General features: G+C 39.7%; 14 protein-coding genes, 2 tRNA genes and 3 rRNA genes. 17 read left to right on the top strand and 2 right to left on the bottom strand.

Annotation, left to right across the window (positions count from 1 at the left end; translation table 11 throughout):
* The first annotated feature begins 1 nt into the window (after position 1).
* From ACO052_RS21345 to ACO052_RS21300, 10 genes are all read left to right on the top strand, one after another.
* The gene (locus ACO052_RS21345; protein ID WP_422105830.1) at positions 2-1510 is read left to right on the top strand and encodes a RagB/SusD family nutrient uptake outer membrane protein; all 1509 of its coding nucleotides are present in this window, start codon (positions 2-4) and stop codon (positions 1508-1510) included.
* A gap of 11 nt (positions 1511-1521) precedes the next feature.
* Positions 1522-2250, top strand: coding sequence for a hypothetical protein (locus tag ACO052_RS21340; protein ID WP_422105829.1), 729 nt, complete (start codon positions 1522-1524; stop codon positions 2248-2250).
* Positions 2251-2381: 131 nt separating this feature from the next.
* A complete protein-coding gene (locus tag ACO052_RS21335) occupies positions 2382-4352 on the top strand; it encodes a S8 family serine peptidase (protein ID WP_422105828.1) in 1971 nt (656 codons plus the stop codon).
* A 128-nt stretch (positions 4353-4480) separates the two neighbouring features.
* Entirely contained in the window at positions 4481-6439 is a 1959-nt protein-coding gene (locus ACO052_RS21330) for a putative porin (protein WP_422105827.1), read from the top strand.
* A gap of 427 nt (positions 6440-6866) precedes the next feature.
* A 16S ribosomal RNA gene (locus ACO052_RS21325) occupies positions 6867-8390 on the top strand.
* A 154-nt stretch (positions 8391-8544) separates the two neighbouring features.
* Positions 8545-8621 (top strand) — tRNA-Ile (locus ACO052_RS21320).
* Positions 8622-8889: 268 nt separating this feature from the next.
* Positions 8890-8963, top strand: a tRNA-Ala gene (locus ACO052_RS21315).
* Between the two features lie 186 nt (positions 8964-9149).
* Positions 9150-11960 (top strand): 23S ribosomal RNA (locus tag ACO052_RS21310).
* 152 nt (positions 11961-12112) lie between these two features.
* Positions 12113-12220, top strand: a 5S ribosomal RNA gene (gene rrf / locus ACO052_RS21305).
* Together the 16S, 23S and 5S rRNA genes with 2 tRNA genes alongside form the textbook arrangement of a ribosomal RNA operon.
* A 110-nt stretch (positions 12221-12330) precedes the next feature.
* The gene (locus tag ACO052_RS21300; protein ID WP_422105826.1) at positions 12331-14769 is read left to right on the top strand and encodes a helix-turn-helix domain-containing protein; all 2439 of its coding nucleotides are present in this window, start codon (positions 12331-12333) and stop codon (positions 14767-14769) included.
* Between the two features lie 64 nt (positions 14770-14833).
* Here ACO052_RS21300 and ACO052_RS21295 read toward each other — a convergent pair whose 3' ends face one another.
* Positions 14834-15976 (bottom strand): acyl-CoA dehydrogenase, encoded by a 1143-nt coding sequence (locus ACO052_RS21295; RefSeq protein ID WP_422105825.1) that lies wholly within the window; start codon positions 15974-15976, stop codon positions 14834-14836.
* A 91-nt stretch (positions 15977-16067) separates the two neighbouring features.
* Between ACO052_RS21295 and ACO052_RS21290 the strand changes: the two genes are divergently transcribed.
* The 7 genes from ACO052_RS21290 (at position 16068) to ACO052_RS21260 (ending at position 23109) form a co-directional block, all read left to right on the top strand.
* The gene (locus tag ACO052_RS21290) at positions 16068-17135 is read left to right on the top strand and encodes an anhydro-N-acetylmuramic acid kinase (RefSeq protein ID WP_422105824.1); all 1068 of its coding nucleotides are present in this window, start codon (positions 16068-16070) and stop codon (positions 17133-17135) included.
* Positions 17136-17207: 72 nt separating this feature from the next.
* Complete coding sequence (locus tag ACO052_RS21285; RefSeq protein ID WP_422108090.1) at positions 17208-18434, top strand: Glu/Leu/Phe/Val dehydrogenase dimerization domain-containing protein; 1227 nt, start codon at positions 17208-17210, stop codon at positions 18432-18434.
* 15 nt (positions 18435-18449) lie between these two features.
* Entirely contained in the window at positions 18450-19841 is a 1392-nt protein-coding gene (gene nhaD / locus ACO052_RS21280) for a sodium:proton antiporter NhaD (protein WP_422105823.1), read from the top strand.
* Between the two features lie 62 nt (positions 19842-19903).
* Positions 19904-20599: a MotA/TolQ/ExbB proton channel family protein gene (locus ACO052_RS21275; protein ID WP_422105822.1), complete on the top strand. Its 696-nt coding sequence runs from the start codon at positions 19904-19906 to the stop codon at positions 20597-20599.
* A 1-nt stretch (position 20600) separates the two neighbouring features.
* Positions 20601-20993 (top strand): ExbD/TolR family protein, encoded by a 393-nt coding sequence (locus ACO052_RS21270; protein WP_422105821.1) that lies wholly within the window; start codon positions 20601-20603, stop codon positions 20991-20993.
* Positions 20994-21036: 43 nt separating this feature from the next.
* Positions 21037-21885, top strand: coding sequence for an energy transducer TonB (locus ACO052_RS21265; RefSeq protein ID WP_422105820.1), 849 nt, complete (start codon positions 21037-21039; stop codon positions 21883-21885).
* 6 nt (positions 21886-21891) lie between these two features.
* A complete protein-coding gene (locus ACO052_RS21260) occupies positions 21892-23109 on the top strand; it encodes a bifunctional folylpolyglutamate synthase/dihydrofolate synthase (protein WP_422105819.1) in 1218 nt (405 codons plus the stop codon).
* On the opposite strand, the gene ACO052_RS21255 is transcribed toward ACO052_RS21260, so the two are convergent.
* A complete protein-coding gene (locus tag ACO052_RS21255; protein ID WP_422105818.1) occupies positions 23106-24596 on the bottom strand; it encodes a hypothetical protein in 1491 nt (496 codons plus the stop codon). The genes ACO052_RS21260 and ACO052_RS21255 overlap by 4 nt on opposite strands.

The following is a 24596-nucleotide window of genomic DNA, read 5'->3' as shown; positions in this document are numbered from 1 at the left end:
TATGAAAAAAAATGTAATTTATTTAATGCTCGTAGCAACTTTAACATTGTGTTTTAGTTGTGAAGAGGACTTCCTCGATCCAATACGAAATACTAACGTCTTAACGGATGTTGGAATTACGGAGGCTGCTGGTTTAAACCCAGAAATTATTGAAGGAAACCTAACAGGTATCAGTGGATTTATGATTCTACCTGGAGGTACAACTAGTATTACGTCTCCACGTCATTACGACATAGGTCAAAAAGGAGTTGATATTTGGACGGATATTATTTGTGGTGATACCTCTTTATCAGCAAGTGCTTTTGGATGGTATAACAATACTTCAAATTTATTAACAACAATCGATTTTACACGAGAGGAAAATAGCATTGTTTGGGATTATTATTTCAGAATTATAAGTGTAGCGAATTCTGTAATTCAAACTTCAGGTGGTAACAATCCTGATCCAAGTTTAGATCCGAATACGCTTCGTGTTAATGGACAGGCAAAAGCATACAGAGCGTACGCGTATTTTTATCTAGCGCAATTATTCCAAACGGCTTATGATCCTGCTGAACCGATCTTACCATTGTACGCTATCGATGAGGTAAACTCCGCTAAGGTTGAAGCATCTATGATCTATGATTTAATTGTAAGTGATTTATTGTTCGCTATTGACAATTTAAGTGGTTATACAAGACAGGCAATTAGTGAGATTGATCAGTCAGTGGCACGAGGACTCTTGGCGTATACTTATGCTGCAATGGGTAACTATGCGGATGCAAAAACTCAGGCAGATGCTGTAATCTCATCTGGTTTTCCTTTAGCTACTGCTGGAGCTTTAGCTTTCCCTGGTGCCGGATCTGGTTTTAACGATGCTAACAGTGCACCGAATTGGATATGGGGCTTTGACATTACTGCTGATTTAGGACATCAATTAATTAACTGGTGGGGTCAAATGGATTACTTTACCTATAGTTATGCTTGGGCTGGTGATACAAAGTCTATTGATGACTTATTATTTAGCCAAATCCCAGCAGGTGATATTAGAGGGACGCAATTTGGTACTGGTGCTCAGGCATTACAGCCAATCAATAAGTTCTTTGATCCAGGAAGAACACCTGGAGGACAATTCGCTATTACGACGGATTATATCTTCATGAGAGTAGAAGAATTCTACCTACTTAGTGCTGAATCAGCCGCAAGAACTGGTGATGAAGCTGGTGCTAAAGCTAGATTACAAGATTTATTAGCTATTAGATTAGGTAGTAGTGGAGCAGCCTCAGCATATTTGGCGCCGTTGTCTGGTTCAGGTTTAATCAATGAAATTTATTTCCAAACGCGTGTAGAGATGTGGGGTGAAGGTAAGAGCTATCTAGCTATGAAGCGTAATCAAGCTACAGTGACTAGAGGTACTAACCACGTATTCAGAGCTGGAGAGTCGTTTACTTATGATTCTGATGAGATGTCATTCCAGATCCCTGAGTCTGAGATTATCAATAATCCGAATATCTCATCGCAAAACAACTAAATCACAAACTTATGAAAAACTTTAAATATTTTAAATCAATATGTTTAATAGCGCTCTTGGCTCTTACATTTACGAGTTGTGAGGAGGACGTAGAGTCTCCGGTTTCAAACTTTGTCGGTTTTGAGATTGGAACGCTTGTTAGACCTATTACGGTAACAAATAATTCGACCGAAACTTTTGATGTTAAGGTCTACGCTACTGAAACAACATCATCGGATAGAACGTTCAATGTTGTTGTGGATATGGATGAGACAACTTTAGCATCTCCTTTTTCTGTTCCAGCTCAGGTGACCATTCCTGGCGGTACTAATGAAGGTACATTGACTTTCAGTGTTACAGATAATGATGATTTAGGTTTCGTTGCCCAAACCTTAGTTTTTGGTTTCGAAGATCAAGGTAGTCCGCAAGTTACTTATAGTGTTGCAGAAGAGTGCTTAGATACTATTGTAACATTTGCATTAACGTTAGATACTTGGCCAGATGAAACAACTTGGGAAATCTTTGATTTATCAGGGACTCCAACAGTAATTTTTTCTGGTGGTCCTTATGTTAATCCTGACGATGATTTTGCTGAGCTGTCATTTGATTTCTGTTTAGCATCAGGTAACTACGGTGTTGTAGTTTATGATTCTTATGGAGATGGAGGACCAACATTTGGTGTTACAGCAGGCGGGGCTACTTTAGTTCCTGATACTACTGTCGCTGGCTCGCAGTCATCCGCTACATTTACAGTCCAGTAAATTTTATAGTCAATTAAATTTTAAGACTTTTTTATACAAAAGCCATCTAATATTTAGATGGCTTTTACTTTTTATGTTATGAAAAGACTTGAAATATCTTTATATTGCAAGAAAATATAAAATTAGTGAAAATGAAGAATTTATTACTTTCTCTTACGTTGTTATGTACAATCTGTATAAATGGCCAAGTGTCAAGCAACATGTCGGAGGCAAATCGCATTTTATTACAGCAACTAGAAGAACAAGAGAGTCAGCGCTTGGATAGAGTGAACTCATTCTTGGCAAATAATCCTACGGTGAAAGCTACTTTAATTAATGATGGGATTAAGATAATGTATATCTATGATGTGTATAACGGTAAAGCTATTTATAGATCAACAGATAATTTAAATGCAGCGCGAGCAACAAAAACGGCTGAGTTATGGACTGGAGGTAGTTTAGGCTTGGATTTGGATGGTGCAGGAATGACTATCGGTGTTTGGGATGGTGGTCCCGCTGATAATAATCATGTAGAATTCGAAAACTCTGGTGGTACAGATTCTCGTGTGACTGTCGTTGATTTTGCTGTTGTAGATGGTGATACAGGTTTTAGTTCACATGGTACACATGTCACCGGTACTATTTCGGCCAACGGTACGAATGCTGGTGCAATAGGTATGGCATCGAACGTTAATGTAAGGTCCTATAATTGGAATAATGACGAGGCTGAAATGGTGAATGCTGCTAATGCTGCTACAAATCCTATTTTAATATCTAATCATTCGTATGGTGTTCCTATTAATCAAGATGGTGGGGGACAACTAGACGCTTCGTTTATCGGGACCTATACACAAGATGCTAGAGATATTGATATAATTACAATTAATAACCCTAAATATTTACCTGTAATGTCTGCTGGAAATTCAGGAGTTGTATCATATCCAAATCAATTTCATCCTGGATTTGACAAGTTGACAAACGATAAAAACGCTAAGAATAGTTTAATAATAGCAAATGCCAACCCTTCAGCTGCAGAGCAGCCGGTATTTAGTGGTAACTTCGAACTAACTAATTTGATAATAAATCAAGGGAGTAGTGAAGGCCCTACAGATGACTTGAGAATTAAGCCAGATATTGCTGCTGATGGGACTAATGTGCTATCTACATTTCCAAATAACACATACGGCACAATTTCGGGTACGTCTATGTCTGCACCTAACACATCGGGTACACTCGTTTTATTGCAACAATATTATAACCAACTCAATGGGGAGTATATGAATTCGGCTACGCTTAGAGGTCTTGTATGCCATACAGCAATAGACGATAGTAATGTAGGTCCTGACCCTATATTTGGTTGGGGCTTTTTGAATGCTAGAGCAGCCGCTCAGGCAATTGCAAGTGCAAATAGCGGAGGCGCAGTAATCGAAGAACTTACTTTTAACGATGGAGATTCTTATTCGCTCACGTTCTCAGCTCAGGCAGGTGAAAGATTATCAGCAACGATATGTTGGACAGATACTCCTGGAACCGCAACTAATAGTGTTAATGATGCGACGCCAAGGCTAGTAAATGATTTAGATATTAGAATTTCAGATGGAACTACAACATATTTCCCTTGGAGATTAGAATATGATTCCACGACTGGATATTCCAATTCAAAAGGCGATAATATTAGAGATAATATAGAAAGGATAGATATTGAAGCGCCAGCAACAGGAATATATACCTTGACCGTTACACATAAAGGTACCTTACAAAGTTATACGCCTGGACCTTTTGATCCAAATCCAATGATGCAGGATCTTTCACTAATAGTTACGGGAAATAATGTGGCTTTAAGTGTTGCTGAGAATGACTTAGCTAGACGCTTGTCAGTATATCCTAATCCTTCAAATGGTGAGTTTACAATAAGTTTTCAATCCAATTTAAATGCACCAAGTGATGATGTTACTGTAGATATATATGACCTAAGTGGTAGACTAGTATATAAGAACAGTTTCGTTAATAATTCATCAATTTTTAGTGAGACTATAAGGTTAAACGATATTAACTCTGGTGTTTATATGGTTAATATCTCGGATGGTATTAGCAAGACATCTCACAAACTTATCGTTGAGTAAGTTTTAAGAATTACAATCTTCATAAGCCAACATATTATGTTGGCTTTTTTTATGTTAAGTAATTTGTAATTCTTTTCGTTAAAACAATATTTTATAACTTTCTTTGTTTTTTGAATAGATTTAAAGAAATGCGGATTAAACTTCTATGTATTCTTATTTTATCATTAATAGTAACAGAACTTAGTTCTCAGGTTAAGTTAAATAGGGCCAATGTGTCTAGTACTAATCGTAATGATTCATCTAATGTAAAAAGGTCAAGAGGTTTTAAGGACTTGGCTACAATAGATATGTACCGCAAATTCAATACAGATAAGGATACGACAATAGTCGATACGACATTAACAATTAAAAAAGATTATAAGTTTAATTATCTTCAAAGAGACAATTTTGGTTTAATGCCATTTGCAAATATTGGGCAAACGTATAATGCCATGACCTTTGATTATTCAAACAATCAAACTAATCCTTTATTTGGGGCAAGGGCAAGACATTTTAATTATTTTGAAGAAGATGATGTTGGTTATTACGAAGTTCCGACGCCTTGGACAAGGTTGACCTATAAAACAGCCTTTCAGCAAGGCCAAATGTTAGATGCTTTTTTTACTGTCAATTTATCGAGACAATTTAATTTTTCCGTAGCTTATAAAGGGTTAAGATCTTTGGGAAATTATCAAAATGCTTTAACGAGTACAGGTAATTTTCGGGTAACATCAAACTATCATACAAAGAATAAGAGGTATAGGGCAAAGGGGCATATAGTGATGCAAGATTTGCTCAATCAAGAAAATGGAGGGTTTCTAAATGCGGAAGTCGAAAATTTCGAATCTGGTAATGAAGATTTTATAGACAGATCCGTTTTTGATATGAATTTTCAGGATGCTGAGAATATTTTAGTAGGGAAACGCTTTTTTTTAGACCATTCGTATGACTTAGTTACAAAGAAGGATAGTTTAGCCAAAAATCAACTGACTCTAATTAATAAGATTTCATTTGAGGATAAGTTCTATCAATTTTATCAGGATTTTCCGGCCAGTGATTTTTTTGGTGATTTTTTCACCAATGATATCAATGATAAGGTGACGCTCGAAAATTTCAACACCTATGCAGGAGTCGAATTTTTTAACAACATTCTTGGTCAACTCCAATTTGGACTTAATTATACAAATGTAAATTATGGCTATGATAGTTTAGTGTTCTTCGCAGACGAAATTATTCCAAATAGAATAAAGGGTGACTTTATAGGACTTAGCGCGAGTTACGAAAAAGCAATTAAAGGCTTTCAATTAAGGGGAAGTGCAAGGCTAAACCTATCTGATGAGTTTGCAGGAAGCTTTATTGATGGGCAACTTGGATTTCAATTAAACAAGGATATTTATCTGTCTGGCGGAATAAATGTTAGTTCAAGGTTGCCAAATTACAATTACTTGCTTTACCAAAGTGATTATACAAATTATAATTGGAATAACTTTAATGCGTTCGAGAACATTAATACCCAGCAATTAAAATTTAGAATGTCTTCGGATAAATATTTAAACGCCTCGTTGGATATTTCTAACATAGATAATTTTACATATTTTAATCTCGAGAGTGTTACCGATGAATTAAGAACGATAAGACCAAATCAATACGATAGTTCAATTCAATATCTAAGACTTAAAATTCAAAAGGAATTTAGATTGGGAAATTTTGCTTTGGATAATACAATAATGTACCAAAATGTAGTGAGCGATGCAGATGTATTAAATGTTCCGGCAATTATTAGCCGAAATACGCTATATTATTCGAATGAGATTTTTAAAAAGGCCATGACATTGCAAACAGGTGTAACGCTTAATTACTTTACGGAGTACAATATGAATGGTTACGACCCCTTACTAGCAGAGTTCTATACTCAAAATGAAACAGAGATAGGAGGCTTTCCAAGATTAGATTTCTTTATTAATGCTAAAGTTAGGCAAACGCGAATCTTTTTAAAGGCGGAACATTTCAATTCTTCCTTTACGGGGTATAATTATTTTTCAGCACCGAATCACCCTTACAGGGACTTTACGGTAAGATTTGGTTTGGTCTGGGATTTCTTTTTATAGATTCTTTAATATATAATTATTTGATTTTCAATACTCTGTAAACCTGAATGGACGCTATCTAAAACTTTATCAAAACAATTTCATTTTTTTTCTTGCGGGTATAGAAATGTGTTATATATTTGCGCGCTCAAAACGGTGGATTCGCCGTTTATGTGATGTTCATTTCCATGTGGTATTAGAGGGAAAAAATATTTTAAAAAATATTTTTGGAAGAAGTTGCGGAAATAAAAAAAGGGTTTTATATTTGCACCCGCTAAAACGCCGAAGGGTTGTTTTGGAGATAAAAAAAGAGTTCATTAACATATTGAATTGACAGCGTAAGAGCCGATCGGAAGCGGTCGGCGAAAAACAAGAGAATAGATCATTTGGAGTACTGAATTAAATTCCTATCGGTTGTTGAAGAGATGGTCGAAAGACCTAAAATTTAACGATGAAGAGTTTGATCCTGGCTCAGGATGAACGCTAGCGGCAGGCCTAACACATGCAAGTCGGACGGTAACATTGGTTGCTTGCAACCAGATGACGAGTGGCGCACGGGTGCGTAACGCGTATACAATCTGCCTCTTACAGGGGGATAGCCTTTGGAAACGAAGAATAATACCCCATGGTATATAGTTGTTGCATGACATTTATATTAAAGATTTATCGGTAAGAGATGAGTATGCGTCCTATTAGCTAGTAGGTGTGGTAACGGCACACCTAGGCGACGATAGGTAGGGGCCCTGAGAGGGGGATCCCCCACACTGGTACTGAGACACGGACCAGACTCCTACGGGAGGCAGCAGTGAGGAATATTGGACAATGGGCGGAAGCCTGATCCAGCCATGCCGCGTGCAGGAAGACTGCCCTATGGGTTGTAAACTGCTTTTGTACGGGAAGAAACCCCCGCTCGTGAGCGGGGCTGACGGTACCGTAAGAATAAGCATCGGCTAACTCCGTGCCAGCAGCCGCGGTAATACGGAGGATGCAAGCGTTATCCGGAATCATTGGGTTTAAAGGGTCCGTAGGTGGACCGGTAAGTCAGAGGTGAAATCCTGCAGCTCAACTGTAGAACTGCCTTTGATACTGTCGGTCTTGAATCGTTGTGAAGTGGTTAGAATATGTAGTGTAGCGGTGAAATGCATAGATATTACATAGAATACCGATTGCGAAGGCAGATCACTAACAACGTATTGACACTGATGGACGAAAGCGTGGGGAGCGAACGGGATTAGATACCCCGGTAGTCCACGCCGTAAACGATGGTCACTAGCTGTTCGGACCTCGGTCTGAGTGGCTAAGCGAAAGTGATAAGTGACCCACCTGGGGAGTACGTTCGCAAGAATGAAACTCAAAGGAATTGACGGGGGCCCGCACAAGCGGTGGAGCATGTGGTTTAATTCGATGATACGCGAGGAACCTTACCAGGGCTTAAATGCAGAGTGACAGGTCTAGAGATAGATTTTTCTTCGGACACTTTGCAAGGTGCTGCATGGTTGTCGTCAGCTCGTGCCGTGAGGTGTCAGGTTAAGTCCTATAACGAGCGCAACCCCTGTTGTTAGTTGCCAGCATGTAAAGATGGGAACTCTAGCAAGACTGCCGGTGCAAACCGCGAGGAAGGTGGGGATGACGTCAAATCATCACGGCCCTTACGTCCTGGGCTACACACGTGCTACAATGGTATAGACAATGAGCAGCCACTTCGCGAGAAGGAGCGAATCTACAAACTATATCTCAGTTCGGATCGGAGTCTGCAACTCGACTCCGTGAAGCTGGAATCGCTAGTAATCGGATATCAGCCATGATCCGGTGAATACGTTCCCGGGCCTTGTACACACCGCCCGTCAAGCCATGGAAGCTGGGAGTGCCTGAAGTCCGTCACCGAGAGGAGCGGCCTAGGGTAAAATCGGTAACTAGGGCTAAGTCGTAACAAGGTAGCCGTACCGGAAGGTGCGGCTGGAACACCTCCTTTCTAGAGAAAGACGACGGATAGGAAGCTATCAAATACAGGAAATAGGTGGTTCTGTTCTCTTGCTGTCGATTTAAATTTAAGTATATAGTTGATGGTTATTGGTAAAGAGTGGGTTTGACCGCTTGCTGATTACCAACGGCTAACGACTAAAGACAGTCTCATAGCTCAGCTGGTTAGAGCGCTACACTGATAATGTAGAGGTCGGCAGTTCGAGTCTGCCTGAGACTACCAGGTCGAAAGACAGACGAGAAGTTTACCCTGAGCGCAGTCGAAGGGAGTCTGCCTGAGACTACCAGGTCGAAAGACAGACGAGAAGTTTACCCTGAGCGCAGTCGAAGGGAGTCTGCCTGAGACTACGGCGTCCTTCGAAGCCTTGGCGAAGAAGGGCATAAGTTCATTAAAATAGGAAATTCTAGAAGTTGGGCAACCAGTTTGCGGTACGCGGTTGGCAGTACACAGTAGCTGACTACTGAATACTGAGGGCTGCCGACTAAACAATGGGGAATTAGCTCAGCTGGCTAGAGCGCCTGCCTTGCACGCAGGAGGTCACCGGTTCGACTCCGGTATTCTCCACAAGACCAGTAAACAGTCATCAGTTTACAGTAGGCAGTCCAAACTGCACACTGAATACTGGATACTGCGAACTGGACAAACGTTCATTGACATATTGAAAAAAGATACATGATAATTAGATAGAAATATTTAATAGAACAAAATAATTGTAACGAGCAATTATAACTCATTAAAAAGACAAAAGTACAATAAGCTAAACAAGAGCGTATGGGGAATGCCTAGGCTCTCAGAGGCGAAGAAGGACGTGATAAGCTGCGAAAAGCCGCGGGGATCGGCACATACGAATCGATCCGCGGATATCCGAATGGGGCAACCCACTATGTTGAAGACATAGTATCCTTTATAGGAGGCGAACCCGGGGAACTGAAACATCTAAGTACCCGGAGGAGAAGAAAACAAAAGTGATTCCGCCAGTAGTGGCGAGCGAACGCGGAACAGCCCAAACCAATATTGTTACGGCAATGTTGGGGTTGTAGGACTGCGATGTTCGAGTCGGAGCGAAGTAGAACCGTTTGGAAAGACGGACCGTAGATAGTGATAGTCTAGTATACGCAAGCGAAGACGAGATAGCAGTATCCTGAGTAGCGCGGGGCACGTGTAACCCTGTGTGAATCAGTCGGGACCATCCGATAAGGCTAAATACTCCTGAGAGACCGATAGTGTACCAGTACCGTGAGGGAAAGGTGAAAAGAACCCTGAATAAGGGAGTGAAATAGAACCTGAAACCATACGCTTACAAGCGGTCGGAGCGGATTTATCCGTGACGGCGTGCCTTTTGCATAATGAGCCTACGAGTTACCGTTGCTAGCGAGGTTAAGATTTTAAGGATCGGAGCCGTAGCGAAAGCGAGTCTGAACAGGGCGCTATAGTTAGTAGTGGTAGACGCGAAACCGTGTGATCTACCCATGGGCAGGGTGAAGCTGTGGTAACACACAGTGGAGGCCCGAACCGGTTGACGTTGAAAAGTCTTCGGATGACCTGTGGGTAGGGGTGAAAGGCCAATCAAACTCGGAAATAGCTCGTACTCCCCGAAATGCATTTAGGTGCAGCGTCGGTTTAGTTTTATAGAGGTAGAGCTACTGATTGGATGCGGGGGCTTCACCGCCTACCAATTCCTGACAAACTCCGAATGCTATAAAATGATTTCCGGCAGTGAGGGCATGGGTGCTAAGGTCCATGTCCGAGAGGGAAAGAACCCAGACCATCAGCTAAGGTCCCCAAATGTATGTTAAGTTGAATAAACGAGGTTGAACTGCTTAGACAGCTAGGATGTTGGCTTGGAAGCAGCCATTCATTTAAAGAGTGCGTAACAGCTCACTAGTCGAGCGGTTCGGCATGGATAATAATCGGGCATAAACATACTACCGAAGCTATGGCAACGCAAGTTGGGTAGGGGAGCATTGTAGTGTCGTCGAAGGTTTGCCGTGAGGCATGCTGGAGAAGCTACAAAAGAAAATGTAGGCATAAGTAACGATAATGCGGGCGAGAAACCCGCACACCGAAAGACTAAGGTTTCCTCAGCTATGCTAATCAGCTGAGGGTTAGTCGGGACCTAACGCGAACCCGAAAGGGGTAGTGGATGGACAACGGGTTAATATTCCCGTACCTGCCCGCGACGAAAGTGACGGATCCCCGTGGTTGCTGCGTACTGACGGAATAGTACGTTGAAGCGCAAGCGATAGTACACCGAGGCTACGGCCAAGGTGATAATGCAGCGAAGGGGGTTCCAAGAAAAGCGAGCGATGCAGCCCGTACCGTAAACCGACACAGGTAGTTGGGATGAGAATTCTAAGGTGCTCGAGAGATTCATGGCTAAGGAACTAGGCAAAATAGACGCGTAACTTCGGGAGAAGCGTCGCCACGCTCCGGCGTGGCCGCAGTGAAGAGGTCCAGGCGACTGTTTATCAAAAACACAGGGCTCTGCTAAATCGAAAGATGACGTATAGGGCCTGACACCTGCCCGGTGCTGGAAGGTTAAGTGGAGGGTTTAGCTTCGGCGAAGATCTGAAATGAAGCCCCAGTAAACGGCGGCCGTAACTATAACGGTCCTAAGGTAGCGAAATTCCTTGTCGGGTAAGTTCCGACCTGCACGAATGGTGTAACGATCTGGACACTGTCTCAGCCATGATCTCGGTGAAATTGTAGTAACGGTGAAGATGCCGTTTACCCGCAGTGGGACGAAAAGACCCCGTGAACCTTTACTATAGCTTAGTATTGGCTTTGGATAAGTAATGTGTAGGATAGGTGGGAGACTATGAATCGGCGTCGCCAGGCGTCGAGGAGTCATTGTTGAAATACCACCCTTTGCTTATCTAGAGTCTAACTTCTGATGAAGGACAGTGCTTGGTGGGTAGTTTGACTGGGGTGGTCGCCTCCAAAAGAGTAACGGAGGCTTCTAAAGGTTCCCTCAGCACGCTTGGTAACCGTGCGCAGAGTGCAATGGCATAAGGGGGCTTGACTGAGAGACATACAGGTCGATCAGGTACGAAAGTAGAGCATAGTGATCCGGTGGTTCCGCATGGAAGGGCCATCGCTCAAAGGATAAAAGGTACTCCGGGGATAACAGGCTGATCTCCCCCAAGAGCTCACATCGACGGGGGGGTTTGGCACCTCGATGTCGGCTCGTCACATCCTGGGGCTGGAGAAGGTCCCAAGGGTTGGGCTGTTCGCCCATTAAAGTGGCACGCGAGCTGGGTTCAGAACGTCGTGAGACAGTTCGGTCTCTATCTACTGTGGGCGTTAGAAATTTGAGTGGATCTGACTCTAGTACGAGAGGACCGAGTTGGACGAACCTCTGGTGTACCTGTTGTTCTGCCAAGGGCATTGCAGGGTAGCTACGTTCGGAAGGGATAAGCGCTGAAAGCATATAAGCGCGAAACCCACCACAAGATGAGATTTCTTTAAAGGGCCGTGGGAGACGACCACGTCGATAGGCTACAGGTGTAAAGGCAGCAATGTCATAGCCGAGTAGTACTAATAGCCCATAGGCTTATTGTACGCCGCTCTTTTTAAGGTATAGGTCATGTAATTTTTTCAATGTGTCAACAATATTGGTCACGCCTGTAGCGTGACAGTTAGGAGTTCGGAGTTCGGAGTTGAGAGTTTAAAAAGCTCATAACTCAATGACCCATAACTCATAACTTACAACTTAAGGTGGTTATAGCGACGGGGCTCACCTCTTACCATTCCGAACAGAGAAGTTAAGCCCGTTTGCGCCGATGGTACTACGCTTGTGGAAGAGTAGGTCGCCGCCTTTTTTGAAAAACCCTTACTATATCTTAGTAAGGGTTTTTTTGTTTACGGAGATACTTGATTTAATTGAAAATGTCATATTTATTGTCTTATAACGTTTTATCCGAAAAAGAGCATGAAAAAGAATAAAGAACTGGACCTTGCTTGGGATTTTGTCAATAATACAAACAGAAATGTTTTCTTAACAGGTAAAGCAGGAACAGGTAAAACGACATTTCTACATAAGTTAAAGTTTCAATCCCAAAAACGAATGGTTGTTGTCGCTCCAACTGGGGTAGCGGCCATTAATGCTAAAGGGATGACCATCCATTCTTTTTTTCAGTTGCCATTTGGACCGATCTTACCTAATGGCGAACAAAATTTAGCTTCTAACTTTAATAGAAAATTCAGTAAGACCAAGATCAACATGATTAGATCTTTAGATCTATTGGTCATTGATGAAATTAGCATGGTTAGAGCAGATTTACTCGATGGAATTGATAGTACCTTAAAGCGTTTTAAGAATAGAGATTTGCCATTTGGGGGGACACAGTTATTAATGATTGGTGATCTTCAGCAATTGTCACCTGTAGTAAAAGAACAAGAATGGCAATTATTAAAATCATTTTATAAGAACGCGTTTTTCTTTAGTAGTAGGGCCTATAAAGACTCAAACCCTATTATGATAGAATTAAAGCATATCTATAGGCAAGAAAACCCAATGTTTATAAATATTCTTAATGAAATAAGGAATAATGAACTAAGCCAATCTTCAGCAAATGAATTAAACAAGCGATATCTACCTAATTTTATTCCGAAAGATAATGAGGGTTACATTTCATTAACTACGCATAATCATAAAGCAGCTAAAATCAACAACAGCGAACTTGAAAAACTTAAAGGACAATCACACATATACAGCGCTGTAGTCGATGGAAAATTTCCTGAGCACTCTTACCCCAACAAAGAAGAACTAAGACTCAAAGTTGGAGCACAGGTTATGTTTATTAAAAATGACAGTTCACCCGAAAAACGCTATTTCAATGGTAAAATTGGTAAAGTAATTTTGTTGGATCATGATGAAGTTGTGGTGAAATGTCCAGATGATGAGTTTAATATCATCACCACGCCAGAAATATGGGAAAATATTAAATACGCAGTAGATAAGGATATGAATGCCATTACTGAAGATAAGATTGGCAGTTATACACAAATGCCATTACGTTTGGCGTGGGCAATTACTATTCATAAAAGTCAGGGTTTAACATTCGAAAACGCTATAATTGACGCAGAAGCTGCTTTTGCCCATGGCCAAACCTATGTCGCACTTAGTCGGTGTAAATCTTTAGAAGGATTAGTGCTTAAAAGTAAAATCACACCTAGTCAAATCATTAGTGATAGTAATGTTAGTTCTTTTACCGAAAGTGCAGAGGCAAATCAACCTGATACCGAAATGCTTCAACAATCAAAACGTGTATTTCAGTTGGATTTAATTTCAGAGGTTTTCAATTTTTACAAATTTTTATATCCCGTAAATAGAATTCTGGATATTTTTTACAAAAACCGAGGAAGTATAGAAGGTCATGTCGAACCCCCGTTGTTAACCATTAAAGATTCCGTTTCTAATCTGCTCAAAATAAATAGTTCGTTTAGTAACCAGTTAAAATCTATTGGAGATTCAGTAGATATCCCAGAATTAAATAAATCATTACAGAATAGATTTGTCAGAGCTATCGAATATTTTGCCGAACAAACAAAAGCGACCATAGAAAATCCGCTACAGACTTTAAGTTTTACAACGGATAACAAAGCCATAAATAAGGATATGACAAAGCAATTAGATACTCTGGATGAGTTATTGGAAGCTAAACAGCTATTCTTTGAAGGTTTAAAAAATGAATTTAGTGTTCAGCATGTTTTAGAATTAAGGGCTAAGTCTGCTTTTTTAGCCAAAGAGAAACCTAAAAAGCAACCTAAGATGGTTGTAAATACGACCTCTAATGTTGAACTCTTCGAGTTACTGAGAACCTTGAGAAATGACATAGCCCAGCGCGAAGATTTGGTCCATTTTCAAGTTTTTACCCAGAAATCGTTATATGCCATGTGTGAGATGTTGCCAACTTCCAAACAGGAATTGAAAGCCATTCATGGAATGGGCAAGACACGTATAGAAAAGTATGGAACAGAAATACTTGAAGTCATAAAAAATTATTGTGAAGAAAATGATGTTGAAACCTCCTATGACGCCTCAGTTTTTGAAGCATCAAAGCCAAAGCGGCAAAAAGGAGATACCAAAAAAGTGTCCTTAGAATTATTTAAGACTGGAAAATCTTTAGAACAAATAGCCGAATATCGAGAATTAAATCCTAATACCATATTTGGTCATTTAGCAAGTTTTATACCTTCTGGGGAAGTAAAGGTTACGGACTTAATGTCTGAATCGCATTATCTAGAATTAAAAGCTATTATTCCGACAAAAACGTTTGAGAACCTATCAGATTTAAAACACCAAATTGACGATAAATATTCTTATGCTGAGCTGAGGCTTGTTGTCAATGAACTTTCAAAACATTAAAAAGGCTTTAAAAGATAACTCTTCAAAGCCTTTAATGAATGTGTAATATGTAGATATTAGTTTATTAGTCTCTTAAAACACCCCTAGAAATCACAATTTTCTGAATCTCCGAAGTGCCTTCGTATATCTGAGTGATTTTAGCATCGCGCATTAAACGCTCGACATGATATTCTTTAACAAAACCATTACCACCATGGATTTGAACAGCTTCTACCGTTTGCTCCATTGCTACCTTACTTGCATATAATTTTGCAATAGCACTAGACATATCATAATTATGACCTTGATCTTTATCCCATGCTGCTTTCATCACTAGCATACGAGCCGCTTCAATTTCGGTGTGCATATCAGCAAGCTTAAAGGCAATGGCCTGATGATTGGCAATTTCGGTACCAAAAGCTTTCCGTTCTTTTGAATATTTTAAAGCGAGTTCATAAGCTCCTGAGGCAATCCCTAAGGCCTGCGCCGCAATTCCTATTCGTCCTCCAGAAAGTGTTTTCATGGCGAATTTAAAACCAAACCCATCTTCACCGATTCTATTTTCTTTAGGCACTTTAACATCATTAAACTGAAGTGTGTGCGTATCACTTCCGCGAATGCCTAACTTATCTTCTTTAGGACCGACATCAAATCCAGTCATGCCCTTTTCAACGATAAATGCGTTAATACCACGATGTCCTTTTTCCCTGTCTGTTTGTGCAATCACTAAATACACGTCAGAACGGCCGCCATTAGTAATCCAGTTTTTGGTACCATTAAGAATATAATGGTCTCCCATATCGATTGCCGTCGTTTTTTGGGATGTCGCATCACTTCCTGCTTCAGGTTCACTTAAACAAAAAGCACCAATTTGTTCACCAGTGGCCAACTTAGTTAAATATTTTTCCTTTTGTGCTTCGGTTCCAAAAGCTTCAAGTCCGTAACAAACCAATGAATTGTTTACAGATACCATAACCGAGGCCGATGCATCGATTTTTGATAATTCTTCCATAATCAACACATAAGAAATAGCATCCATGCCGCTACCACCGTATTTAGGATCTACCATAATTCCCATAAATCCCAGCTCACCCATTTTGCGAACTAATTCATCAGGAAATGTTTGTGCATTATCACGTTCTATAACACCAGGAAGTAGTTCGGTCTGTGCAAAATCTCTTGCTGCATCTCGAATCATTAAATGTTCTTCGGTTAGGCTAAAATCCATAAAGTAAATTAATTATTGATTTGTTAAAAAATTCATGCAAAGATAAAGCTTTCTTGCTGTATTTTCAATAACTAATAGTATTTTTACTAATATGGCAAAATCTGAATATAGCGTTATAGGAGTGATGTCCGGAACATCTTTAGATGGTATAGACATCATCTATGCCACTTATGTGTTTGACAAGGTCTGGACATTTAAAATTCACCAATCGGAAACTGTAAAATATGATACCTATTGGACAACTATTTTAGGCCAATTAGTGCGTAAATCCACAGAAGAGTTGAAGGACATAGATATGGACTATTCTAAATATTTGGCCTCAACGATTTTAGATTTTATAAACAAAAACCATTTAAGACAGATCGATTTTGTAGCATCTCATGGCCATACCGCTTTACATCAACCTGAAATTGGGATGACATATCAAATTGGGAATGACCATATTTTGGCTGATATATTGAAAACCAAGGTAATTTGCGATTTTAGAATTCAAGATGTGAAATATGGCGGGCAAGGTGCCCCCTTGGTCCCTGTAGGAGATCGCTTATTATTTAATGACTATGAGTTTTGCCTAAACTTAGGTGGGTTTGCAAACGTTTCTTACGAAACTAGTAATGGGCGTATCGCTTATGATATTTGCCCGGTCAATATTATTTTAAATGCTTATACAAAGCGGTTGGACCTAGAATTTGATGATAAAGGCAAAATGGCATCGATGGGACATATTCATCAACCCCTACTAAATGATCTAAACATACTTGATTTTTATCGGCAGTTGCCTCCAAAATCCTTAGGTTTGGAATGGGTGCAAACCTATGTCTTTCCATTAATAGAAGCTTACAACCTTCAGGTAGAAGACATACTCAGAACATGTGTAGAACATATGGCGATTCAAATTTCAAAGGTTTTAAATGTAGAAAAGACCAATGTTTTAATTACTGGTGGTGGTGTTTATAATGATTTTTTAATAGATAGAATTAGATCATTATCAAAGTCTAAAATTAGCATTCCAAGTAAAGAAATCATTGAATTTAAAGAAGCCTTGGTCTTTGGTTTATTAGGCATATTGAAAGAAAGAAATGAGGTGAACTGCCTTAAAAGTGTTACAGGGGCAAGCAAAGACCATTCTTCTGGAAGAATTTTGATGCCTAGGACTTAAAATTAATATTTAATTCACTTTTAGGTATTAGAGTTTTTTATATTTGTTAAACTAACTAATTAACATACATTGATAAAGGAATTACTTCACAAGTACGAGAATAAATCTCCTGAAATAGTTTTTCATTGGAACGATTCTGAAACTGATGCCGAAGGCTGGACTGTAATAAACTCATTGCGAGGAGGCGCTGCCGGTGGTGGCACACGAATGCGAAAAGGCCTGGATAGAAATGAAGTATTGTCACTAGCCAAAACTATGGAAGTTAAGTTTACCGTGTCTGGTCCCTCTATAGGTGGTGCTAAATCTGGTATTAACTTTGACCCTCACGATCCAAGAAAAAAAGGCGTTTTAGAACGTTGGTATGCGGCGGTATCGCCTTTATTAAAGAGTTACTACGGTACAGGTGGTGACCTCAATGTCGATGAGATTCACGAAGTGATTCCAATAACAGAGGCAAGTGGGGTATGGCATCCGCAAGAAGGTGTCTTTGAAGGTCACTTTAAACCAAGACAAGCTGATAAAATCAATAGAATTGGTCAATTGAGGCAAGGGGTAATTAAGGTTATTGAAAATCCGGCATACTCCCCAGATGTTTCTAGAAAATATACCGTAGCAGATATGATAACGGGTTATGGTGTTGCCGTTGCGGCCAAACACTTTTACACGATCAATGGAGGTACGATTAAAGGAAAGCGTGTTGTGGTCCAAGGATTTGGCAATGTAGGTGCTGCTGCAGCTTTTTATTTTGCTCAAATGGGGGCTAAAGTCGTCGGAATCATAGATAGAGTCGGTGGATTAATAAAAGCCGAGGGATTTTCATTTAAGGAAATTACAGAACTTTATCTCAGCAAAAACGGAAATACACTGGTCGCAGATGATCTTATTCCATTCGAAGAGATTAACGAACAGATTTGGGCTTTAGAGACTGAAGTTTTTGCGCCATGTGCGGCATCGCGCTTAATTACTAAAGCACAGATTGACCAAATGATCGATACAGGTCTGGAAGTTATTACTTGTGGTGCTAATGTGCCTTTTGCGGATAAGGAAATCTTTTTTGGTCCTATCATGGAGCACACCGATCAGAAGGTAAGTTTAATACCAGATTTTATTTCAAATTGTGGTATGGCAAGAGTTTTTGCTTACTTTATGGAACGAAAAGTACAGATGACGGATGAAGCCATTTTCAATGATACCTCAAAAGTGATTAGAAAAGCATTAAAAGAAGTCAAGAAGAACAATCCAACAAAAGTTGGGATTAGTGAAACTTCATTTGAAATTGCACTAAGACAACTCATATAAAAATATCCTTATACTATGGAAAGTGTTATAATTCTCGTATTTGTTTTTGGCTATTTAGCCATCACCTTAGAACATAATATTAAAATTGACAAATTGATTCCGGCCTTGGTAATGATGGCCATAAGCTGGGCATTAATTTCTTTGGGGATAGATAGCTTTTCGCAATGGTTCGATTCAGGGAATCATAGTTTAATGGAGAATTTTGGATTGCTTGGTCATGAGGAAAAAATGCATCTCATGGAAGAAACCCTGCTTCACCATTTAGGTAAAACGGCAGAAATATTAGTGTTTCTTTTGGGGGCCATGACCATTGTTGAAATCATAGATTACTTTGATGGTTTTTCTACGATTAAGGCCGCTGTAAAATTTAACAGCCGAAAGAAATTGCTGTGGATGTTCTCAATTTTGGCATTTATACTTTCGGCAATCATTGATAACCTTACAGCGACGATTGTTTTAATATCCATATTACAAAAAATAGTTAAGGATAGAGATATAAGAATTTGGTATGCAGGTCTGATTATTATTGCGGCAAATGCTGGTGGTGCCTGGTCTCCGATAGGTGATGTGACTACAACCATGCTTTGGATAGGGGATAAAGTTTCGACGGGTAAGTTAATTATCTATTTATTCATTCCATCCTTATTGTGTATGGTAGTGCCAACATTTCTTGCCTCACTTTTAAAACCATTTAAAGGTGATCTGGAACTACAAGCATCAGACGATAAGCCGAAAAGCAAATTCAGTTCAACAATGCTGTTCCTAGGTCTTGGAGCTATAGTTTTTGTTCCTATTTTCAAGGTAATCACGCATTTACCGCCTTATGTTGGCATGATGCTGTCGCTAGGCGTCGTAGCGGTATTTGCAGAAATCTATAGTAACTCTAAGTTTGCCATATCTTCGGCTGTGTCAGAAGAGCATCATGAACATGCAAGCCACAGTCCGGTGCATCACTCGTTATCTAAAATAGAATTACCAAGTATTTTATTTTTCTTGGGAATTTTAATGGCGGTTGCAGCATTAGAGTCTTTGGGTATCCTTTTTGGTTTTGCCAATAATTTACAAGATACAATGCCAATGTTGGGTACAGAATTGCATGGTGAAGGTGTCTCTGATTTAGTGGTACTTTTACTAGGTGTAGGTTCTGCGGTTATTGACAATGTGCCATTAGTGGCAGCGAGTTTAGGTATGTTCTCTGAACCACTCGATAATGAATTATGGCACTTTATAGCTTACTCCGCCGGTACAGGTGGAAGTATGCTGATTATTGGTTCGGCAGCTGGTGTTGTAGCAATGGGAATGGAAAAAATCGACTTCTTCTGGTACTTGAAGAAGATTTCGTGGCTTGCACTTGTTGGATTTATAGCTGGTGCTGCTGCCTTTATGGTAACCAGAGCTATTTTCTAATATACTTAAGTGAAAAACTTAACGTTATAACTTACAGAAACTTTTAACTTAAAACTTATTATATGGTATTACTGCCTGTTATTCAAGATGAGGTAGAGGTATTAACCGATGGAGAGCAAGTTGAGAAAACCCTATCGATCATTGAGCTAATTACGAGCGGAGGGAGTTCAGGAATGGTCATCATTCTTATTTTGTTCTTACTCCTAATTGTGGCTACTTATATTTATTTTGAACGAATTTTTGCGATTAAAGCGGCATCAAAGGTAGATTCAAACTTTATGAATCAAATCAAGGACCATGTGAGCCATGGCAAAATTGATTCAGCCCAGATGCTTTGTGCACAGCAGAACTCTCCGGTTTCTAGACTCATAGCAAAAGGCATTACCAGAATAGGAAAGCCGCTTGAGGATATTAATACGGCAATAGAGAATGCTGGGCGACTAGAAATATATAGCTTAGAAAAGAACGTTAGTATACTGGCAACTATATCTGGTGTGGCCCCAATGATTGGGTTTTTAGGAACCGTCGTTGGGATGATCCTGTCCATTTTTGAGTTAGCCAATGCTGGTGGTACCATTCAAATGGATGTCTTGGCCAGCGGCTTGTATACCGCGATGACAACAACCGTCGGGGGACTTATCGTCGGCATCATTGCTTATGTAGCCTATAATCATATTGTAGTAAGAACAAATAAGGTCGTTTACCAAATGGAAGCGAACTCTGTTGAATTCCTAGATCACTTAAACGAACCTATCTAATATGAACATTAGAGGACGAAATAAAGTCACGCCTGAATTCAATATGGCATCTATGACCGATATTGTGTTCTTGCTGTTGATCTTTTTTATGATCGCATCGACATTGGTCACTACGAATGCCATTGATATTATTTTGCCAAAGGCGAGTGGTAAGACGCAAAACAAAAAGTCGACTGCGGTGAGTATTAAAAAAGACTTAACCTATTATATCGATCAAAAACGGGTTGGGGAAAGCGTTTTAGAGAATCAGTTGGTCTCTATTTTATCGCAACAAGAAGAACCGACCATTGTATTAAGGGCCGAAAAATCGGTGCCTGTGGAAAATGTCGTTAAGGTCATGGATATAGCGAATAGGAATAAGTTTAAAGTCATATTGGCTGTGAAACCCAAATAAGCGGCATCATTTTTGAAACTATACGGTATAAAGTATAACGAACATGAAATATTTTGAGACCAAACATCAACGTAATTCAGCAAGAATCACAGCATTAATCACTTTGATTCTGTTCTTACTGTTGTTTTTTGTTGGACCTCAATATTTAGATCCTCCAGACGAATACGGTGTAGCCGTTAATTTTGGAACTACCGATTTTGGGAGTGGTAATAGACCATTAGCTCAACCTAGAAAAGCTGTTGAAGAGAAGGTAGTTGAAGAATCACAGCCAGAAACATCCGAAGCGCAACCTACTGAAACGTCGACGAAGGCTGAAGAGGTGATGACCCAAGACAATGCTGAGGCTATTGCCATTAAGAAGCAAAAAGAAGCAGAAGCCAAAGCCAAGGCTGAAGCAGAGCGTATAGAGCGCGAAAAACGCGAAGCCGAAGAACGCAAAAAGCGCGAGGAGGAAGCGAAGAAGAGAAAATTGGATAATCTCATAGGCGGAGTAAAGAATTCTAGTGGTAATGACGACGGGGGAGAAGGACCTGATGATCGCGGCGGAAATAAAGGACAACTCAATGGGGATCCTTATGCGCCGAGTTATTTTGGAGGCTCAGGACCCGGTAAAGGTGGAGTTGGCTATGGCTTAGGAGGAAGAGGACGCCCTTCAAAACGAATTTACAAACAAGACTGCAACGAATATGGTTTGGTGGTCGTGCGTATAGAAGTCAATAGACAAGGTAAAGTCATCAAAGCCGAACCCGGAATTAGAGGTACCACAAATACACACCCTTGTTTGTTAGAGCCTGCCAAGAAAATTGCACTATCTCACAAATGGCCGGCTGATGCTGATGCACCTGCTAAACAGATTGGCTTTGTGAGTATTAATTTTGATGTTGGTCAGTAAATAGCTATGAATTACCAAGATACAATCCATTGGATGTTTCAACAGCTTCCGATGTATCAGCATAAGGGTAAAGCGGCCTATAAAGAAGACTTATCAAACACCATAACCCTTTCAGAGTATCTTAACCATCCGGAAAAGCGATTTAAATCCATTCATGTAGCTGGTACAAATGGTAAAGGGTCTACCAGTCATATGTTGGCTTCAGTTCTTCAAGAAGCGGGTTATAAAGTAGGCTTGTATACCTCACCCCATTTAAAGGATTTTAGGGAGCGCATTCGTATTAATGGCAAGGTCATTAGTAAACAATTTGTGATAGGGTTTATCAAAAGAAATAAACCATTCTTTGAAGCCAACCACTTATCCTTTTTTGAGATGACCGTCGGAATGGCTTTTGATTATTTTGCCAAACAGGATATAGATATAGGCGTAGTCGAAGTAGGTATGGGTGGACGATTGGACTCTACAAATATCATCACTCCAGAATTATCTATAATTACAAACATAGGCTTAGATCATATGCAATTTTTAGGCAATACGCTTGAAAAAATTGCTGTTGAAAAAGCAGGTATTATAAAGCAAAACATTCCTGTAGTGATTGGGCAAACACAGTCAGAAATACAATCCGTTTTTAAAGAAAAGGCCCGCGAACATAAGGCTGATATTTATTTCGCAGATCAATTAATAGATGAGGTATTAGAAAGCGATTTAAAAGGCAGTTATCAGCAGCACAATATCAAAACAGTGATGCAAACCGTAATATGCCTCAGACCATTAGGGTATCAAATTTCTAAAGCCCAATTAAAACGTGGTTTGCTCAATGTTGTAAAACATACGGGTTTACAAGGGCGTTGGCAGATATTGCAACAGCATCCTATAGTGATTTGCGATACGGCCCACAATAAAGAAGGTTTGAGCTATGTGATGAAGCAGTTGCGTACAAAAGCTTTTGATCGACTCCATATCGTGTTTGGTGTGGTTAACGACAAGAATTTAGATACGATCATTCCGTTACTACCTAAAGATGCCATTTACTATTTTTGTAAACCTAATATTCCGCGAGGCTTGGATGCTGATCAACTTCAATGGACTTTTGATAAAGAAGGTTTGGCAGGTAGTGCCTATCAAAGCGTTGCGCAGGCTTACCAAGCAGCAAAACGCAATGCCGGTAAAACGGATTTAATATATATTGGCGGAAGTACGTTTGTGATTTCCGAAGTGATTTAGTTGGCCTTTTTGTAATAGTAATTTCTATAAAGATTATCGATACTCATTCCGTAAAGTCCGATGTCCTCGGTAACTTCAATCGCCTTTTTCGAAATAATATTACTCTTGGAGTTTTTAGATAGATCATTAGCCTGTATGGTAATTTTTGATGGTATGGTTTCATCGATTTCAGTGATCTTATAGATATCAGAAATGGCAATATTCTCTCTAAAATGTGAGAACTTAGACTCTACAAATCGTTTGCCACTTAAAAATAGTAAAGAGTCCGAAGTATGTAATGCGATATAAATGGCCTTATCTTTTGGAATATAAATCGATTCGTCTTTTCCCTTAATCATCTTAAATACGATTAAATCAGAATCGGTATTGTTGGCAACAAACACGTTGGTGCTTTCAGATACTGCGGTATCATTAGTGATAGGATTGAATGTCTTTGGGTAAGGATTTGAAAACGGTATGATTTCGGTTTCAGCTGATGATAAATCCTTTATTATAGCCTTTTTTTTGGTGATAAGTTTTAAGGAATAATAGAACTGAATACGGTTGTCGTATGTCTTTTTTTTCTTTTTTTTGCGATTGTCACTTGTTTGGCTTTCCTTATGAGAACCATCTGTATTCGCTGAAATAGAAACTCCAAATACGATAGCGCCTAATACAAAAACGGTTATAATAACGGTGATGATGTAGGGTGTTAAAGACACGGGTTGACGCGTTTCTTCAACCACAATCGATGAAGGTTTGAAGGCGTGATCTTTAGCGTTTTCAGCATTGTCGTCAATCAATAGTTTAGTGGCCACATCATCGACCTGTTTTTTCTTAAAGGCAACTTGAGCTTGCAATACAAAGCGTAACACAGGGTCATCTGAATTAGGGTCGTACTGAGACTCAAGATCCATCATGGTGTCATAGAGTTTTAGTACATCAGCATCGAAATGAGGTTTATAAAGATTGAGAATTTGGTAGAAGTAATGGCTTTTTATGTATTTAATGTTAGCATCTGGATCATTAATGACCGGCTCGCCCAGATAATTTGTAGCGTAACTAATTTTATCCTTAAGAAGGCTTTTAATATCATTTTGGCAGGCCTTAGAGAATATATCCGCTTGATTTAAAACATGAAATAATAGTTTTAGTGCATTGTCCTTAACGAAGTGGTTAATAATCTCTGGAAGAATAGGCCTTAAATAGACCTCTAAAAAACGTTGGAAACCATAAACGTAGTTCACATGCTCAAGGTTGAGTTCTATTTTGGAGCGTTTAAGGGTCTCGAGATCCTTAAGAAGCAATGCTTTTAGCCAAGGGCTCAGTTCTATGGTAATATGATAAGACCTAGACACAGGGTCTGTCAAGCCCGTTAAAACGGCTGTTTTATCTTTGGGGTTGTTTTTATTTAAGGCAGTAGTGACCTGATTGAGTACATAAGGCGAAAAGTCAATAAGCGCGTCTATACTAAGATCAAGTCGGTCTATATAAGAGTAATAGTTCAA

Source organism: Winogradskyella sp. (assembly GCF_965228925.1).
GTDB lineage: Bacteria > Bacteroidota > Bacteroidia > Flavobacteriales > Flavobacteriaceae > Winogradskyella.
The sequence above is the reverse complement of the archived record's forward strand: the minus strand, read 5'-3'. Positions and strand labels throughout refer to the sequence as shown.